Below are 15,763 nucleotides of genomic sequence, written 5' to 3'. Positions count from 1 at the left end.
ATTATAGATAATTACAAAGTTGAGAGGCTTCTTTTAATACATTTTTTATGCGGTTGTTGCTTATGCCTGCTTTTTCAAGAATATCAGAGTCGTTTATAAGTTCCTTTACTAACAGTATGTTCAAAATCAGTAGCTTTTCTTTTTCGGCCATGGTAAGTGTTGTTAGGCAGGTTATCGGATAGAGGTTGTTAGAATCAATCTTATCTTTAATACTTTCTCCGGAAGGGTAATCCCAACTTAATAACCCGAGCCCGGAGCAATCTGCAAATGCTATGGCATCGCTAGTAAACCGGTTATTGGTCACAATAATGCAATGGTCAATAATATCGGAACCTGAAAATAGTTTATGCCTGTTGCTTTTTAAATCATTAAAACGGGAAAGTATGTACATTGGCACCTTCACATCGGAATTAGCCTCCCTGCTGTTATGGAATTTGCATTCTATCATACTTATGGTATTCTGCTTTTTTATGGCTACATCAACTTCGTGAGATACGCATTTACCATCTAATAACAGGTTTGTTTTGGTTTCAAAATTTTCCGAAGCATAAAGCCTTGCAATATACTTTTCGAAGAAAAAGCCAGCAGGCCCCAGAATTTGGAGTGCCGCCCTAAGATTATACCGCGCAGCATGCGCATTAGATGTTTTCTTTAAAAGGGCGAAGGCCTGCTTGTATACCTGCTTAGTGGTCATGCCTTCATGCATTTCCTTTTGTATGGACTGTACTATGTTATAGACTGTTTTATGGGGCGCACCCGATTTAAGTAATGACTGCTTTAACTTATCTACATTAAAGTCTACAATATGGCCGGAGTGTTTTACTATTTTCAAAATTTAAAATTAAGGTTTGGCTATTTTAGATGTTTGTAAACAAGGTGGTGACCCGGTATTTCGTTGATATATTTTTTCCGGAACATTATGGCTAATGATAACATGCACAAAGGTGCAGTAAGCGCCCAGGGAATCACCAGCAATAGCGTATTAGATATAAAATTAGCGCTAAAATAAACACAGGCTATTAAAGGGGTTGTAAGGCTGTGTGCTAAAAATAAAATACGCGGTTTTCTTTCAACACCTTCGTCCTTTAATACCAGATAAACCAAAAATGCAGCTCCCCCCATGAAAATATAACCGGCAGCATCAAAGAACCAGAACATGGAGTGGGGATTTTGTGTTAAAAGCGACACTTCTTTGCCATGTCCGTGCAATGTAGCAGGAATTACTACAAACAACTGTGTGACATAATTTGATGATACAAACAGTACATATATTGTAGTGAATAAAACCGCCGCATGGCTCCATAATTTTTTCTCATCGGGAACAGTATGGTGAAGCACGAGTATCTCTAACAGGAAAGGTATTGTTATAATTAATGAGGTACTATATATTAAAATTTGGTCCAACGGAAAGGAGATTATTCCGTAAAACTGCAATAGCTGTACGACTACAAATGCAGAGGTAGCAAGAAAAGCTACGGTACCCGATAAAAAACCTACTTTGTACAACAGTAAATTCATGGTAATGCTATTTAAGTGGTTAGATACAAAAATCCCAACCCTTCTTAAGGTTGGGATCTTCGGGGAATAGGAAAGGGTTAGTTAACCTACTTTTATTTGCTTAATCTGTTCAGGTTTAGATAGTTCCTTTTTTGGGAGCGTCAGCCTCAAAACCCCATTGTCATATTTGGCATCGACATCATCCGCTGCAAGGTTATCGGGCAGCTGGAATGACCGGCTAAAAGAGTTGTAGGAGAATTCTTTGCGGGTGTAGTTTTTACCCTCTTCATTTTTTTCTTCTTTCTTTTCGGCACTGATGTTAAGCAGCCCGTTTGCTACCTCGACCTTAAAATCGTTACGTTCAAGGCCGGGAGCGGCAATCTCAATTTGAAAATTTGCCGGGTTTTCTATAACATTGACATCCGGTACAAGGGAGCCGTTGCCACCGTTAGTTTTAAAAAATGGGCTATCAAAAAAACGGTCGTTAAAAAAATCTTCAAAAAGGGCAGGTAACAGCCTGTTTCTTTTTGTGGTAGTAACTGGTGTCATAAGATATTAATTTTAGTGTTATATAAAAATTATACCCCAAAATTAAATTCTTAGCAGTAACCCGGTGATGACAATTGTCATGAAGTTTTGTGATTGTCATCACAACTCGGGCAGTCGTTAGTTCTTCAATCGGTTTAACTTTTCCAAATTGAGAATTTTTATAGTGCCCGTGCTTTTCTCAATCAATCCTTCATTTATAAAATCAGATAGTGTCCTGCTTATGGTTTCAGGTGCTGTGCCGCACAGCGATGCGAGGTCTTCACGGCTTATTTTTACGTTTTTGCTATCGGTACTGTGGTGGTTAAGTAGTTGCACAAGGGCTTCGGCTATACGTTTCCTGACCGATAGGTAGGCAAGTTGCAAAAGCCTGAGTTCCTTTTCTCGGATGTGGTTTGTAAGAATCTTTATAAACCGGTTGCCAATTTCCGGGTAAAGAAAAAGTAGCTTGTCGAGCTGCTCTGCAGGTAAAAAACTCAGTACAGTATCTTCCATGGCTATAGCCGTATCATGGTAAGTTACATCAGAAAGGATTATATTAACATCAAGGTAATCATCTGTTTTGTAGATGCCGGTAATAAATTCCCGGCCGTCTTCGGTAAGTTTTATGGTTTTTACTTTACCGCTGATAATAAAATAAATGCCCAATACCCGGTCCCCCTCATAATGGATATGGTGGTTTTTCTTTAGTTTTCGGCTGCTGCGCTCCTGCATTATTTCTTTTAGTTGCTCCAGGCCATCTTTTTTTGAAATAGCGTCATTTAACCGCTCCGGCGACTTGCCATAAAAAAGCTGGTAGATTTCCTGTTTTTTTAAGCGGCTTTCAATGGCTTTTAATAATTCCTTATCATCAAAAGGTTTGGTAAGATAGTCATCTGCACCGAGTTCCATCCCTCTGCGTATGTCTGACCGTTCCGATTTAGCGGTAAGAAAAATAAAGGGTACCGCTTCTGTGGCAGGGTTTTTTGAAAGCGCCTCAAAAACGCCATACCCATCGAGTTCCGGCATCATGATGTCGCACAATATAATATCTGGCAAAGCTTTAACAGCCAATTCCAATCCGGTTTTACCGTTATCTGCAGCAGTAACAGTGTAGCCGGATAACTCTAGTATTTCAACCACATTTTCTCTAATGTCGTTATTATCTTCAATCAGTAATACTTTAATCATAGTGTGGAAGTATTATAGTAAATGTCGTCCCATTGTTAGCTTCACTTTCAAATGCTATGGTACCCTGCATCAGGTTGACATACCTGGATACAATATTGAGACCGAGCCCGGTACCTGGGATAGCCCCTGTATTCTGGGCCCTGAAAAAAGCCTCGAATAAATGTTTTTGATCTTCCAGCGGTATACCTATACCATTATCGTGTATAGTAACACGTACCATCTTAGTATCAATGTTAGTACACAATTGTATTGTGGTTTCCTCTCCGGAATATTTAATGGCATTGGATATAAGATTGATAATGCAGTTTTTTAAAAGGTTTACATCCAGTGTTACTGTGCTATTTATGCCGGTATGGGAGTAACTTATTTTTTGTCCACTTTTTGTAAGAAGTTGCATTTCTTCGACAATCTCTTTTGAGAAAACGGTAAGATCAAAAGTCGATGGGTTTACTTCAACTTTTCCTTCCTCAACCTTTTCAAGGTGAAGGAAGTCGTTCAAAATCGTAGTAAGGTTAGATACGGCGCTTTTAATCCTGTGGGTGTGCTTATTAATATTGCTGCTTTCAAGTTCCCCTGCATAACGTTCAATTAAAGAAGCAGATAACTGTATAGCACTAAGCGGGGTCCTAAATTCGTGCGAGGCCATGGAGAGCAGCCGGCTTTTAAGTTTACTGAGTTCTTTTTCTTTATCTAAAGAAACACTTACATCTTCTTTTGCCTGGGTAAGGGCCTCAATGGTTTTGTTCAATGTTGTGGTACGGTCTTTAACCAGCTCTTCAAGGTGCTGAGTGTACTCCATAAGCCGCTTCTCGGCTTCTTTTTGGTGGCTAAGGTCATGGATGAATCCGGCAAACATTCGTACTTCTTCAAACTTTACTTCGCTAACACCTAAACGGAAAGGAAAAATATTCCCGTCTTTTTTACGCCCAAGAACATCCCTGCCGTATCCAATTACATGAGGCACTAATGTTTCCTTGTAATTATTAATATAATCGTCGTGCCTTTCTTTATCCGGGGAAGGCATCAACACTGATACGTTCATGCCAATAACTTCATCGGACTCATAACCAAACAGCCTGCAGGCCGCGGGATTAATCGATTCTATCAGCCCCATCTCGTTTATGGTTATAATACCATCAATTGCATTTTGAATGATAGCAGTTAAGAGTGCCTGGTTTTTCATTTTCAACGAATTAGAGCCTAACAAATATCGTATTTATAAAACTATTTTACTACTAAATTTTTAAAAATCCTCCAACATACGTTAAACAACTGTTAAAGCGTATGATGTGAATCGCAGCTAAAATTCAAACGTGTTCAAAGTCACAATTTTTACTGATAAAAGTCATTCTTTCTGCTAATGATAAGTTAGAAATTTGACATGTATTTAATTGGAAATCAATCTTAATACGTATAAATCATCATTAATATTAAATTTTACAGTCATGAAAAAAAATGAAGAATTGCAGAAAGACGTTCAAAATGCGATTAAATGGGAACCACTGCTACAGGCTGCAGAAATTGGTGTAATTGTGCGCGATGGTATCGTTACACTAACCGGCACCGTGAATACCTACGCAAAGAAAACAGAGGCTGAAACCGCTGCCAAAGCAGTAGCAGGCGTAAAAGCCGTAGTAGATGATATTGAGGTAAAGCTGGATTCAGCTGCCATTAAAAATGATACCGATATTGCAGTAGATGTTGTCAATGCCCTGAAGGCAGACTGGTCGGTTCCGGATGATAAGATTAAAGTAGTGGTAGACAACGGCTGGGTTACCATGGAGGGTACGGTTCACTGGAATTTTCAGCGTGAGGCTGCTAAAAGTGCTGTACGGTACCTAACGGGAGTTAAAGGCGTAATCAACAAAATGAAGATCAAAGCTGAAATTGAAGATGCTGTGGAACAGGAGCGCGTGGAAAAAGCACTGAGGCGCAATTGGTCTATAGATGCGGATAAAATTCATGTAAAGGCTTCTGATAAGACCATAACCCTTAGCGGTATTGTGACATCTTTATATCAAAAGGAAGAAGCCGAAAAAATTGCATGGAAAACCCCTGGCGTGTGGTACGTAGACAACCAGCTGGTGGTAGAGTACGATTATTTATATGCCTAGTAAATCCAATACATGGGAGGCAGACGCCTCCCATAATAAATCCAAACTATTATGAAAACCGATGAAGTTTTACAAAAGGAAGTTCAGGATGCCCTAAAATGGGAGCCACAATTACATCCCGCAGAAATTGGGGTTATAGTAAAGAAAGGTATTGTGACGCTAACGGGTAATCTTGACAGTTATGCGAAAAAAATTGAAGCAGAACATGCGGCTAAAATGGTTGCAGGTGTTAAGGCCGTGGTAGACGAAATTGAAGTCGTAATAGGCAAAAACCACTTAGTATCTGACAATGATATAGCGGCAGATGCCGTAAGGATGCTTAGCGGAAGCCTGGTATTTGATCAGCATGCTGTTAAAGTAGTTGTGGAAGATGGATGGGTTACCCTCGACGGACAGCTGCGGTGGGATTTTCAAAGGGAAATGGCCCGCCGTGCGGTAAAAGATTTGCCGGGTGTAAAAGGCGTAATAAATAATATCAGGCTAAAAAAGGAACTTCATGATGTTGTTGAAAAAGGCTTGGTAGAGGATGCGCTTCGCAGGCACTGGGCTATTGATGCAGACGAAATTGATGTAAAGGCTGCAGGTGCGACAATCACACTATCCGGTTTTGTCAGTTCAATATATCAACGAGAAGAAGCCGAGAAGGCGGCCTACAAAACACCCGGCGTGCTTAAGGTAATTAATAACCTTGAGATATGCACTGAGCAGCCTTACCTGTGTTAGTTATACTCAAAGTAAAATTATATGTAATGAAAAAATATAAACCCGGGATTGCTGTTTTGCTTCTTTGTTTCCTGTTGTACAATTGTGCAAGGTCAACGGAAGACACTTCCGGCTCAAAAAGAACTGGTACAACATCAGGTGTCCAAAGTACACAGAACAATACTTTAACCTGGGCCGCTTTTAAAAGCCAATCGGATAGCCTTCTGGAAATATCCCAAAAGCAAATTATTAATTTTAAAGTAGCAATGAACAGGCCCGGGAACAGACGGAATATTGTAAAAAAACGCCGTGATATTATCAGGGCCGAATACCAGCTCGATATGCTTAAAGAACGTTTAGATAAACGCGATGGTGAATATACAAAAGCTGCTAAAAAACTTAAAGGCCTTACTACCTCTAATGGTGATTTTCAGAATGAATTTAATGAAGGTTTTTGCGAGTTAGACAGTACCATAAATAAGTTATGGAAGGATACGCTAAAATAGGGTACAATGAAACTAATTTAAACTTATTATTATGTGTTTTTCAGCTTCCGCCAGTTTTACTGCAGCATCCGTACTTTTGCTTATAGGCATTGCAACCGTTATTAAAGTTAGCAACCCCAAACAGTACCTTTTTGCTGCTATACCACTTTTGTTCTCCTTACAGCAATTTGTAGAGGGCTTACTGTGGATTGTAATCCCAAAATCAGGCTATGATGCTATTGCCGGAAACCTTACCTACCTATATCTTTTTTTTGCAGAAGTTACCTGGCCTGTCTGGATACCGTTATCACTGCTTTTTTTAGAAGATAACGTTAACCGCAAGGCGCTCATCAGGATATTTTTACTGGCAGGCATCGTAGTAGCGACATATCTTGCTTTTTACATTTTAACGTACAGCGTAAAGGCAGCGATTTTAAATTGCCATATTTTATACCTGCAGCATTTGCATTCGCCTTATAGCATCATCGGGAGCTGGCCCTACCTTTTTGCTACTATTGTACCTTTTTTTATATCCGGTAATAAAAATATCAGGGTAATGGGGGTGCTCATTGTTGTGTCTTACCTCATATCAAAATGGTTTTATGATTCTTACCTTTTATCGGTATGGTGCTTTTATGCTGCAATAGCCAGTGCTGCAATTTACACGATCATCTCAAAATTCACTGTTAGCAAAACAGTAAAAAAAAGCAGTTTAAATTCACAGATAGTACGGCATGAGAAGTAACGAAGATTTACAAAAAGATATTCAGCATGCCATTGCATGGCAGCCCAAACTTTGTGCAACCGATATTGGTGTAATTTGTAAGCAGGGTATCATAACCCTAACCGGTATCGTAGATACGTATGCAAAAAAAGACTTGGTAGAAAAAGCTGCTAAAAATGTTATGGGGGTTAAAGCAATAGTAAATCATATAACCGTCACACTTAGCCGAATAAATATTCCTGCTGACGAAGAAATTGCTAAAGCAATTAATAGTGCTTTTAAATGGCACTGGGAAATACCAAGCCAGCATTTAAGGGTTACCGTTGAAAATGGCTTTGTTACCCTTGAGGGAGAAGTAAACTGGGCACGGGAAAAAGAGGCGGCCCGAAAAACGGTAAGTACTATTCTTGGTGTGAACGGTATTTTAAATAATATACAGCTGTGCGCAGAGCCTAATGCTGTGATTAATGTAAGGGATATAGAAAAAGCGCTTTTTAGAAACGCTGCTATTAATGATGAAGATATTAAGGTTGAAATAAAGGACGGAAGCGTTTATTTAACAGGTTCTGTACCATCGTTGTTTCAGAAAGATGAAGCAGAAAAGATGGCCTGGAATGCTCCCGGAGTAGCCGCAGTATATAATTTTTTAAATATTGAACCGACTAACTATTAAATAAAACTGCAATGAAAGCAAATGGTACAGACAGGACATTAGGCAATATAATTAAGTGCGAACTGAAAAATCTATTGCTTTCAGAATGCAGGCTTTACCGTGACACTCAGGAGGTCCAACGTGTAATAGGCGCATCAAATGGAGTTGCCGCTTTTACATATCAGTTGGAAGAATTAGCTTCATTGGTTGACCACACCTTAGAACAATTGTGTATTGAGGGATCAAAAGTAAGTTCGCTGTCCGATTGCATGAGGTATGCAAATCCAGATACTGATTGTTATTACCAAGCTACAGCGATCGGGCATTATCGTAATTTAATTTGCAGGCACGAATCCCTTAAATGCCAACTTACTATATTCTTTCATCTTGTTGTAAATAACCAGTTAGCCGTAGGCAACTTTATTTTAGAGGCTATAGAAATTCATAAAAAATTATTAGGCCTTTTAAAAATATCCATAAAAAATGCTGCGTATGCAAATGCTGGTACTGAAAATTCAGAACTAATAGAAACGCAGCTTTTGTTTATTTAAAACCTATCAAATCTCTTAATATTATAGTCATGAAAAATATTAATCTACACACAATAATACATGCTACCACTGCACCATGCATAACCATTTCAATGAACACACCTTTATGCCAGGCCGATGACACTAAACTAAAAGTAGAATTGGAAAGCCTTTTAGACCAGGCAAAATATCTTGTGTTAGAGAAATTTAATAAAATGCCGTTAAACGCTATCCTGGAAAAAATAAATACATTGTACCAGGATATAGACCTAAACAGCACCTCTAAAAGCATAACCATATATCTCTCAGAGAATATAAAAAGTGTTGTAAAATCAATATGGCCCGTAGCTCATAACACTGTGCAGGTATCCGATAAATTCGATCTCAGGCCATTGATCCCCATTATCACCAACTTTAAAGAATATCATATACTGGTGCTTTCCCGCCAAGGTGTAAAACTCTTATATGCGCGTAACGACCAGGTAATTAATGAGGTAAAGGACAAAACATTTCCTGTCTTGGAAGGTGCAGCATATTTCGCTCCCGGTTTTCAGCCATTAGATGAAAGCTCACAACATCATCTTGATGAATTTTTAAATAACCTTGATAAAGCGTTAATAGAGCTTTATAACAGCACAGGCCTGCATTACGTTATCATCAGTACCGCCACCAATTATGACCGCTTTATCAAAGCGGCACGTTTTAAATCTATTTATTGTGCTTATGTGCCTTTATCCGGCGACCATACCCATCACACCTTAGCTGCGTCTGCATGGAACGCTCTGTTATTATTGCAAAAGCAAAAAAAGGAAAGCCGTATTGAACTAATGAAAGGCCTGATAAAAAACGGCAGGGCCATCACCGCTAAACGAGAGATTTTAAATGCGGCCAGGAACGGCAAAGGAGACTTGCTTGTTATAAATAAAGATGCCGCTTTTAATGGAGACGAGGAAGGTGCCTGCTGCGAAATGGTGTGGAATGTAATCAATAAAAAGGGCGATGTCATATTAGCCGACCAGAATGAAATGCAATCGATAGGTAACATGGCTCTAAAATTAAAATATTAATGAAGCAGATTTATTTGTTTCTGCTATTTGTTATTTCATTTAGCATTGCCGCTGTAAACCGTTATACGGCCCTATATATAAATAACGGGGCAGTACATTTTTTGGTGCTTTTTGTTGCGCTGTGCAGTTTAGTACTCCTAATAGGGAGCCTTCTGGGTTATTTTAAAAGTAAGAAACCGGTAATTATTACCATAATTATTATTAGTACTATACTGTCTATACGATCATTTTTTGTTTGGGGAGGCGACTGGAAAACACAAACTATTGTTTTTAGGGATAAACAGCAATCGGGCCATACTATAGAGATCCAGATGCGGGGCGACCGGTTTAATTTTGGTTACAGAAAGCGCATTGTAGAACGCCGTGCGCTAATGCCTTACTTTGATTGGATACATGATGTTGACACCACCCACACGGATACATTAGTGTGGCGCAGGATAAATGAGCATGTTAATGAACTTGACTTATATAATTATTAAAAATTGTAATTAAATGGCATCTACCAGCAAAGCATCCGGTAAATCGGAGATCCAGTTTCTTGAAGGTCCGCAATCAAGATGGCAGGAATTTAAATTTACCCTGATAACAATGTTTGAACTTATACGCTGTTTCCGTAAACTGCATTTTGTAGGGCCATGCATTACAATTTTTGGATCAGCAAGGTTTAAAGAAGGGCACCCGCACTATGAATTTACCCGGCAGGCTTCGGGTGAATTTGCCAAATTGGGGTTTACCGTTATGACCGGTGGCGGGCCGGGGCTCATGGAAGCTGCAAATCGGGGTGCAAAAGAGGTAGGAGGAAGGTCAGTGGGCTGTAATATTCAACTATCAACAGAACAAATGCCTAACGCTTACCTTGATAAATGGGTGCAGGTAAAACATTTTTTTATACGTAAAATACTTTTGGTTAAATATTCTTTTGCCTTTGTAGTCATGCCCGGAGGTTTTGGTACCCTTGATGAATATTTTGAAGCCCTGACGCTTATACAAACGGGCAAGATAAAAAATTTTCCGGTGGTTATTTTTAATAAGGAATATCATAAAACATTATTAGACCACCTGGAGGTGATGCTTAAACAGGGAACGATAAGCGAAGTCGATCTAAAATTATTTCTGGTTACAGATGATATTGAGCAGGCCCGTACTTTTATAATGGAAAACAGCATTAAAAAATTTGAACTGAAGCCAACGATAAAAGCCAAACCCTTCGGGTGGTTGTTAGAGCACGGCTTTCAACTTAAAAAAGCATGATAAAGGCCTGTAGAGATATAGGCCTTTATCATGTGTATAGTAAACAAATTTAGTGTACGATTGCAGGTAAATTTACGGCATTTATATTTTGGATACCCTGTATGAGCGCATCAGGATTAAACGATATACTGTCTATACCGGCCAGCACAAGCATTTCGGTAAAAGCTTTAGAGTCACTGGCTGCCTGCCCACACAATCCAACTTTTTTATGCAGCTGCCTGGCTTTTTGTATCATCATACAAATTAATTGTTTGCTGGCTGCATTTTGTTCGTCAAACAGGTTGGCTATTAATGCTGAGTCCCGGTCTATGCCTAAAGTAAGCTGCGTAAGGTCGTTAGAACCTATAGAAAAACCGTCAAACACCTTGGCAAAATTTTCCGCCAGCAGCACATTAGATGGTATTTCTGCCATAACATAGATCTCCAGGTTGTTATCATGTTGCTTTAACCCATAATCTTCCATCATGGCAACTACTTTTTTGCCTTCTTCTACCGTGCGGCAAAAGGGTATCATGATTTTTACATTGGTTAGCCCCATTTCGTTACGCACCACTTTCATGGCTTCGCACTCCAGCCTGAAACCTTCCCTGTAACGCTCGTGGTAGTAGCGGGAAGCACCCCTAAAACCAAGCATTGGGTTTTCTTCTTCCGGCTCAAAGTATTTGCCCCCAATCAGCCCGGAATATTCATTAGTCTTGAAGTCGCTCATTCTAACAATAACCTCTTTAGGGTAAAAAGCTGCCGCAAGGGTAGCCACACCCTGCGATAACTTATCTATAAAATACTGTTCTTTACTTTTATAGTTTCGGGTCAGGTTATCAAGTATAAGCCTCTCATCTTTATCATCTACCAGTTCTGGTTTAACAAGTGCCATGGGGTGCACCTTAACATAATTATTAATTATGAATTCCAGTCGCATTAGCCCAACACCATGGTTCGGGTAAAAAGACAATTGAAAAGCCTTTTCCGGCTCTCCAACAATGAGCATTGCTTTAGGATGTTCCGGTAAATGTATTTGTTCCATATCAATAGGGGTCTCGGTCCAGGAAAGTTTTCCTTTATATATGTGGCCGGTTTTGCCTTCGGCACAGCTCAGGGTAATCAGGTCGCCATCTTTAATAGAGGCTGTTGCATTACCGGTACCTACTATGGCCACCACACCAAGTTCGCGGGCTATAATAGAGGCATGGCTGGTCCTGCCGCCTTTATTGGTTACTATGCCGGCCACTTTTTTAAGGATAGGATCCCAGTCGGGGCTTGTCAAATCGGTAATCAAAATATCACCCGGGTTTAATTTGTGTGATTCTGCAGGTGAGGCCAGTAATTTGGCGTAACCGCTTGTTATTGCCGTACCAATTGCTTCCCCAGTTGCCAGTACAGTGCTTTTTTCTGTAATTTTATAAGTAGTTACATGTAATGATTTTTGTTGTGAATGTACCGTTTCCGGCCGTGCCTGTATAATATAAATTTTATTGTCCAGCCCATCTTTTGCCCATTCAAAATCCATGGGTTTATTGTAATGTTCTTCTATGATAATTGCCCAGCGTGCTAATTGCTCAATTTCATTATCACTTAATACAAATTTTTCGCTAAGCTCCCTCGGCGTTATTTTGTTTACGGTGGAGTTAGTACCTGTAGCCGCAGTATTATACACCAGTATTTTGCCTTTGCTGCCCAGGTTTTTTTGCAGTATGGCTTTCTTATTTTGTATAAGGGAAGGCTTAAAAACTATGAATTCATCGGGGGTTACAAGCCCCTGCACAATATTTTCGCCAAGTCCCCAGGTACCTGCCAGATGTACTACATCCTTAAATCCGGATTCCGGTTCAAGCGTAAAACCAATGCCGGAACATCCTATATCAGACCGTACCATTTGCTGTATCCCTACCGAAAGGAATACCTTATTATGATCAAAACCTTTATCTTCCCGATATTTAATAGCCCTGTCGGTATACAGAGAGGCAAAGCAGCACTTAACGGCATATATTAAGGCAACTGGCCCTTTAATGTTTAAAAACGAATCATGCTGGCCGGCAAAACTGGCATCGGCCAGGTCTTCGGCAGTGGCACTGCTGCGCACCGCAACCTCTTGATCCACATGTGCAAAAGTGGTATCGTAGGCATGTGTTATTGCCCTATCAAGTTCACTTGGAAATTTAGCATCCATTATTAATTTCCGTGCCTTTTGGCCTGTCTCATTCAGGTTGCTAAATGTTTCCCTTTCCAGCCCTGCCATAAATTCCTTGAGCCTAAGCTGAAGGTTGTTGTACGTTATAAAATATTTGTAGGCGGCGACCGTTACCGCAAAACCCTCAGGAATATTTAAACCTTTAGGCGCTAAATTATTGTACATCTCTCCCAGCGATGCATTTTTACCACCTACCAATGCAATATCTGTAATTGCCGTCTCATTAAATTGTTTGATGAAATTTTCCATTTTAGTTTTTATTAGTAGTAAGGCTGTGAACAGCTCTTTACAAATACAAAACTATTGTTCTATATCGGTTGTATAAATGATGTACATCACATGAGTTAGAATGTAAAAGTGACCTGTATCATCAGGGAGGCTGATAAAAGTCATTTTTTGGCCTATGGATAAATAAGAACTTGCGTAAATAATAATGCCAACCACTAAGGTGCAGTACTACCTTATAGTGGCCTCTAATCAGGACCTGTTTTGATATAAACTTAAAAATATGAAAAACACCATTACCCTTATTTTCTGGCAGCCTTTACCCATGTATTTGCTCAGTTAAACACCCCGCCGGGTACTTTCTGGAAACCTTCACCGCCCAATTATGAAATAAAACAGGCTCTGGAAGCAGAGAGCCTTGTGCCCATGTTTTTTACCGGTGGCTACCATTTTGCTTTAGGATACCGCTATAAAAAATTCAGGTTAAGGGCAAGTATCATCAATGGCGGTACTTACAATGCAGAGAAGGCAGGTATAAACAATTCGTCGACCGATTTTAAACGCTATTACACTACCTCACCGGGCGTGTTCTTCGGTTATAATGTATGGTAAAACCTTGAGGTTTATACCTATCTGGAATTTCATACTTTTAGAATTACGCAGATAAATAGCGGTATGCATATAGACCTCCGCAGCACAGACACCGGCTTAGGGTTAAGTTACCAGTTTTTTATTGGCCCACGTTTCTATATCCAGCCGGGTCTCCATGTCTATATCAGGAAGGACAACAGTATTGATTTTAGCGGTGTTACCTACCACATTCCCAATACCGATATATCACCCGTAGTCCGTTTAGGGTACAGGATATGGAAAAAATAAAAGGCGGTAAAAATTAATGCCAATAATTAAATAGTAAACATATGAATGCATTAGACACTTTTAGAACTGAGGTGCCAGAGGTGGCACAAGCTTTTGATAGCCTTATAGATTCACTTATAAATACCGATGGCCTGGATGCCAGGACAAAGCAGCTGTTATATATAGGCCTTAAAGCAAGCGCGGGAGATGCCCCGGCAGTAGTTTTTCATGCACAAATGGCTAAGGGCCTTGGCGCAACAAGAAAAGAAGTGCGAGATGCTATTGTCCTTACATTATCGGTTTGCGGACTGGTGGGTGTTGCCACCTGTTTACAACCTGCCCTTGAGGCGTATGACCTTTAAATCTAAGTCCAATGAATGTTTATATACTACTGGCGCACCCGGAAAAACAAAGTTTTAACGGGCAGATAGCAAACGAATATGAAAATGCCGCCAGGCTTGCAGGACATGTTGTAAGAAGGCAAAACCTTGGCGATATGGATTTTGATCCGATATTGTGGAAAGGCTACGCTGTTGTTCAGGAGCTGGAACCCGACCTGAAAATGGCGCAAAGTAATATTTTATGGTGTAACCACTGGGTTATTATCTATCCTGTATGGTGGGGATCGGTACCTGCACTTTTAAAAGGTTTTTTTGACCGGACACTTCTTCCAGGATTTGCCTTCAGGCATCATACAAAGGGTTCACTTTGGGATAAGCTTTTGAAGGGCCGAAGCGCCCATCTGATTACTACATCCGATGCTCCCTGGTGGTGGCTTTATTTCAGTTACCGCAACAGCGACCTTAATACGGTTAAACGTGCCATATTTTATTACTGTGGTATCACGCCGGTTACTCATACCAGGGTTGGCAGGGTTCGGTTTTTAGATGAGGATATGAGAAGGCAAAAAATAAGTAAGTTACTCAAAAATATAAATAGCATGATATGAAAATCAACAGGGAATGGCATCTAAAAAATAAAATGCCTACAAACCCGTCATTTGAAGAGCGGGTTCATTGGCACATTGAGCACCAAAAGAATTGCAACTGCAGGCCAATTCCTGAAAAGCTGGTTAAAGAGATTGAAAAAAAGGGATTACGTTTTTAGTCAGGAACACGTAGTGATTACTTTTGTAATTAGTTAGTAAAACGTATTTTAGCGTTGTATATAAATACATTGAACAGCAAAATTATAACTACCTGATGAAAAGTATATTTACAAATAAACTACAAATGCCTACAGAAGCTGAACTAAAATCAGCGCTTGGCGGCAGCTATGACCTATGGGAAACTTTAAGGCAATACACATTAAAAACTGGTAATGTAGCAACAGAAGAATGGAAATATAGTGGCGACAAATATGGTTGGGGCTATAGGCTTAATGACAAAAAGAGAGTGCTGTTGTATTTACTGCCCCGCGACGGTTTCTTTCGGGTTGCTTTTGTTTTTGGACTAAAGGCTACTGATGCGGTTTTAGCTACTACTGTTTCGGATTTAATTAAAGAAGAGTTAATTGCTGCGAAGGTTTATGCCGAGGGAAGGGGTATACGTGTAGAGGTAAGGGATCAGAAAAAAATTAAGGACCTTAAATGCTTAATAGATATAAAAATTGACAACTAAAGAACAATGTTGTTTACCAGTAGCGGCAACTTAAAATAGTATTCTGCATAATGATTTTAAGGCCATAAATATTTTTCAGGCAACCATTAGCTTTAGAGAAAATATGCCAGGAATAAGATATAGGGAGTATAATCA

At 39.7% G+C, this 15,763-nt stretch carries 21 protein-coding genes; 15 read left to right on the top strand and 6 right to left on the bottom strand.

The features are described from left to right. Nucleotide 1: 1 nt before the first annotated feature. From G509_RS0116050 to G509_RS0116030, 5 genes are all read right to left on the bottom strand, one after another. Nucleotides 2-832: an ATP cone domain-containing protein gene (locus G509_RS0116050; RefSeq protein WP_026992472.1), complete on the bottom strand. Its 831-nt coding sequence runs from the start codon at nt 830-832 to the stop codon at nt 2-4. 20 nt (nt 833-852) lie between these two features. Beyond that, nucleotides 853-1,518, bottom strand: a complete 666-nt coding sequence (locus G509_RS22305; protein ID WP_051200286.1) for a hypothetical protein — start codon at nt 1,516-1,518, stop codon at nt 853-855. An 81-nt stretch (nt 1,519-1,599) separates the two neighbouring features. Then, entirely contained in the window at nt 1,600-2,046 is a 447-nt protein-coding gene (locus tag G509_RS0116040) for an Hsp20/alpha crystallin family protein (protein WP_026992471.1), read from the bottom strand. 117 nt (nt 2,047-2,163) lie between these two features. Continuing rightward, a complete protein-coding gene (locus G509_RS0116035; protein WP_026992470.1) occupies nt 2,164-3,213 on the bottom strand; it encodes a response regulator in 1,050 nt (349 codons plus the stop codon). Then, nucleotides 3,206-4,396 carry a PAS domain-containing sensor histidine kinase gene (locus tag G509_RS0116030; RefSeq protein WP_026992469.1) on the bottom strand — a complete coding sequence of 397 codons (1,191 nt, stop codon included), beginning with the start codon at nt 4,394-4,396 and terminating at the stop codon, nt 3,206-3,208. The genes G509_RS0116035 and G509_RS0116030 overlap by 8 nt, the downstream gene beginning before the upstream one ends. Nucleotides 4,397-4,658: 262 nt before the next feature. Here G509_RS0116030 and G509_RS0116025 point away from each other — a divergent pair, with 262 nt between their 5' ends. From G509_RS0116025 to G509_RS0115985, 9 genes are all read left to right on the top strand, one after another. Then, nucleotides 4,659-5,327: a BON domain-containing protein gene (locus G509_RS0116025; RefSeq protein ID WP_026992468.1), complete on the top strand. Its 669-nt coding sequence runs from the start codon at nt 4,659-4,661 to the stop codon at nt 5,325-5,327. A gap of 51 nt (nt 5,328-5,378) precedes the next feature. Further along, nucleotides 5,379-6,050, top strand: a complete 672-nt coding sequence (locus G509_RS0116020) for a BON domain-containing protein (protein WP_026992467.1) — start codon at nt 5,379-5,381, stop codon at nt 6,048-6,050. A 26-nt stretch (nt 6,051-6,076) separates the two neighbouring features. Next, the gene (locus tag G509_RS0116015) at nt 6,077-6,535 is read left to right on the top strand and encodes a hypothetical protein (protein WP_026992466.1); all 459 of its coding nucleotides are present in this window, start codon (nt 6,077-6,079) and stop codon (nt 6,533-6,535) included. Between the two features lie 31 nt (nt 6,536-6,566). Next, a complete protein-coding gene (locus G509_RS22300) occupies nt 6,567-7,259 on the top strand; it encodes a DUF6629 family protein (protein ID WP_051200283.1) in 693 nt (230 codons plus the stop codon). Then, complete coding sequence (locus tag G509_RS0116005) at nt 7,249-7,911, top strand: BON domain-containing protein (RefSeq protein WP_026992465.1); 663 nt, start codon at nt 7,249-7,251, stop codon at nt 7,909-7,911. Before G509_RS22300 ends, G509_RS0116005 begins: the two co-directional genes overlap by 11 nt. Nucleotides 7,912-7,922: 11 nt before the next feature. Further along, entirely contained in the window at nt 7,923-8,441 is a 519-nt protein-coding gene (locus G509_RS0116000) for a hypothetical protein (RefSeq protein WP_026992464.1), read from the top strand. A gap of 92 nt (nt 8,442-8,533) precedes the next feature. Then, nucleotides 8,534-9,487, top strand: coding sequence for a baeRF3 domain-containing protein (locus tag G509_RS0115995; RefSeq protein WP_131450697.1), 954 nt, complete (start codon nt 8,534-8,536; stop codon nt 9,485-9,487). After that, on the top strand, nt 9,487-9,966 hold the full coding sequence (locus tag G509_RS0115990; RefSeq protein ID WP_026992462.1) for a hypothetical protein: 480 nt from the start codon (nt 9,487-9,489) through the stop codon (nt 9,964-9,966). The genes G509_RS0115995 and G509_RS0115990 overlap by 1 nt, the downstream gene beginning before the upstream one ends. 13 nt (nt 9,967-9,979) lie before the next feature. Then, a complete protein-coding gene (locus G509_RS0115985; RefSeq protein WP_026992461.1) occupies nt 9,980-10,738 on the top strand; it encodes an LOG family protein in 759 nt (252 codons plus the stop codon). A gap of 49 nt (nt 10,739-10,787) precedes the next feature. On the opposite strand, the gene ppsA is transcribed toward G509_RS0115985, so the two are convergent. Beyond that, nucleotides 10,788-13,175, bottom strand: a complete 2,388-nt coding sequence (ppsA, locus tag G509_RS0115980) for a phosphoenolpyruvate synthase (protein WP_026992460.1) — start codon at nt 13,173-13,175, stop codon at nt 10,788-10,790. A gap of 402 nt (nt 13,176-13,577) precedes the next feature. On the opposite strand from ppsA, the gene G509_RS23655 reads away from it, so the two are divergent. The 6 genes from G509_RS23655 (at nt 13,578) to G509_RS0115955 (ending at nt 15,628) form a co-directional block, all read left to right on the top strand. Further along, nucleotides 13,578-13,763 carry a hypothetical protein gene (locus G509_RS23655; RefSeq protein ID WP_026992459.1) on the top strand — a complete coding sequence of 62 codons (186 nt, stop codon included), beginning with the start codon at nt 13,578-13,580 and terminating at the stop codon, nt 13,761-13,763. Nucleotides 13,764-13,826: 63 nt separating this feature from the next. After that, nucleotides 13,827-14,030 (top strand): hypothetical protein, encoded by a 204-nt coding sequence (locus tag G509_RS23650; protein WP_207382687.1) that lies wholly within the window; start codon nt 13,827-13,829, stop codon nt 14,028-14,030. Between the two features lie 41 nt (nt 14,031-14,071). Beyond that, nucleotides 14,072-14,371 (top strand): carboxymuconolactone decarboxylase family protein, encoded by a 300-nt coding sequence (locus G509_RS0115970; protein ID WP_026992458.1) that lies wholly within the window; start codon nt 14,072-14,074, stop codon nt 14,369-14,371. Between the two features lie 11 nt (nt 14,372-14,382). Beyond that, on the top strand, nt 14,383-14,958 hold the full coding sequence (locus G509_RS0115965) for an NAD(P)H-dependent oxidoreductase (RefSeq protein ID WP_026992457.1): 576 nt from the start codon (nt 14,383-14,385) through the stop codon (nt 14,956-14,958). Further along, nucleotides 14,955-15,116, top strand: coding sequence for a hypothetical protein (locus G509_RS23580; protein WP_165571290.1), 162 nt, complete (start codon nt 14,955-14,957; stop codon nt 15,114-15,116). Before G509_RS0115965 ends, G509_RS23580 begins: the two co-directional genes overlap by 4 nt. 95 nt (nt 15,117-15,211) lie before the next feature. After that, entirely contained in the window at nt 15,212-15,628 is a 417-nt protein-coding gene (locus tag G509_RS0115955) for a DUF3788 domain-containing protein (protein WP_026992456.1), read from the top strand. The last annotated feature ends 135 nt before the right edge of the window (nt 15,629-15,763 follow it).

This window comes from Flavobacterium subsaxonicum WB 4.1-42 = DSM 21790 (assembly GCF_000422725.1).
GTDB classification, from domain to species: domain Bacteria; phylum Bacteroidota; class Bacteroidia; order Flavobacteriales; family Flavobacteriaceae; genus Flavobacterium; species Flavobacterium subsaxonicum.
The sequence above is the reverse complement of the archived record's forward strand: the minus strand, read 5'-3'. Positions and strand labels throughout refer to the sequence as shown.

Excerpts from the sequence above, each read along its gene's own strand:
- G509_RS0115985 (WP_026992461.1), top strand. The coding sequence starts at position 9,980 with ATGGCATCTACCAGCAAAGCATCCGGTAAATCGGAGATCCAGTTTCTT.
- G509_RS0115990 (WP_026992462.1), top strand. The coding sequence starts at position 9,487 with ATGAAGCAGATTTATTTGTTTCTGCTATTTGTTATTTCATTTAGCATT.
- G509_RS0116030 (WP_026992469.1), bottom strand. The coding sequence starts at position 4,396 with ATGAAAAACCAGGCACTCTTAACTGCTATCATTCAAAATGCAATTGAT.
- G509_RS0116035 (WP_026992470.1), bottom strand. The coding sequence starts at position 3,213 with ATGATTAAAGTATTACTGATTGAAGATAATAACGACATTAGAGAAAAT.
- G509_RS0115955 (WP_026992456.1), top strand. The coding sequence starts at position 15,212 with ATGAAAAGTATATTTACAAATAAACTACAAATGCCTACAGAAGCTGAA.
- G509_RS22300 (WP_051200283.1), top strand. The coding sequence starts at position 6,567 with ATGTGTTTTTCAGCTTCCGCCAGTTTTACTGCAGCATCCGTACTTTTG.
- G509_RS0116000 (WP_026992464.1), top strand. The coding sequence starts at position 7,923 with ATGAAAGCAAATGGTACAGACAGGACATTAGGCAATATAATTAAGTGC.
- G509_RS0116005 (WP_026992465.1), top strand. The coding sequence starts at position 7,249 with ATGAGAAGTAACGAAGATTTACAAAAAGATATTCAGCATGCCATTGCA.
- G509_RS22305 (WP_051200286.1), bottom strand. The coding sequence starts at position 1,518 with ATGAATTTACTGTTGTACAAAGTAGGTTTTTTATCGGGTACCGTAGCT.
- ppsA (WP_026992460.1), bottom strand. The coding sequence starts at position 13,175 with ATGGAAAATTTCATCAAACAATTTAATGAGACGGCAATTACAGATATT.
- G509_RS23580 (WP_165571290.1), top strand. The coding sequence starts at position 14,955 with ATGAAAATCAACAGGGAATGGCATCTAAAAAATAAAATGCCTACAAAC.
- G509_RS23655 (WP_026992459.1), top strand. The coding sequence starts at position 13,578 with ATGTTTTTTACCGGTGGCTACCATTTTGCTTTAGGATACCGCTATAAA.
- G509_RS23650 (WP_207382687.1), top strand. The coding sequence starts at position 13,827 with ATGCATATAGACCTCCGCAGCACAGACACCGGCTTAGGGTTAAGTTAC.
- G509_RS0116020 (WP_026992467.1), top strand. The coding sequence starts at position 5,379 with ATGAAAACCGATGAAGTTTTACAAAAGGAAGTTCAGGATGCCCTAAAA.
- G509_RS0116015 (WP_026992466.1), top strand. The coding sequence starts at position 6,077 with ATGAAAAAATATAAACCCGGGATTGCTGTTTTGCTTCTTTGTTTCCTG.
- G509_RS0116025 (WP_026992468.1), top strand. The coding sequence starts at position 4,659 with ATGAAAAAAAATGAAGAATTGCAGAAAGACGTTCAAAATGCGATTAAA.
- G509_RS0116040 (WP_026992471.1), bottom strand. The coding sequence starts at position 2,046 with ATGACACCAGTTACTACCACAAAAAGAAACAGGCTGTTACCTGCCCTT.
- G509_RS0115965 (WP_026992457.1), top strand. The coding sequence starts at position 14,383 with ATGAATGTTTATATACTACTGGCGCACCCGGAAAAACAAAGTTTTAAC.
- G509_RS0115970 (WP_026992458.1), top strand. The coding sequence starts at position 14,072 with ATGAATGCATTAGACACTTTTAGAACTGAGGTGCCAGAGGTGGCACAA.
- G509_RS0115995 (WP_131450697.1), top strand. The coding sequence starts at position 8,534 with ATGAACACACCTTTATGCCAGGCCGATGACACTAAACTAAAAGTAGAA.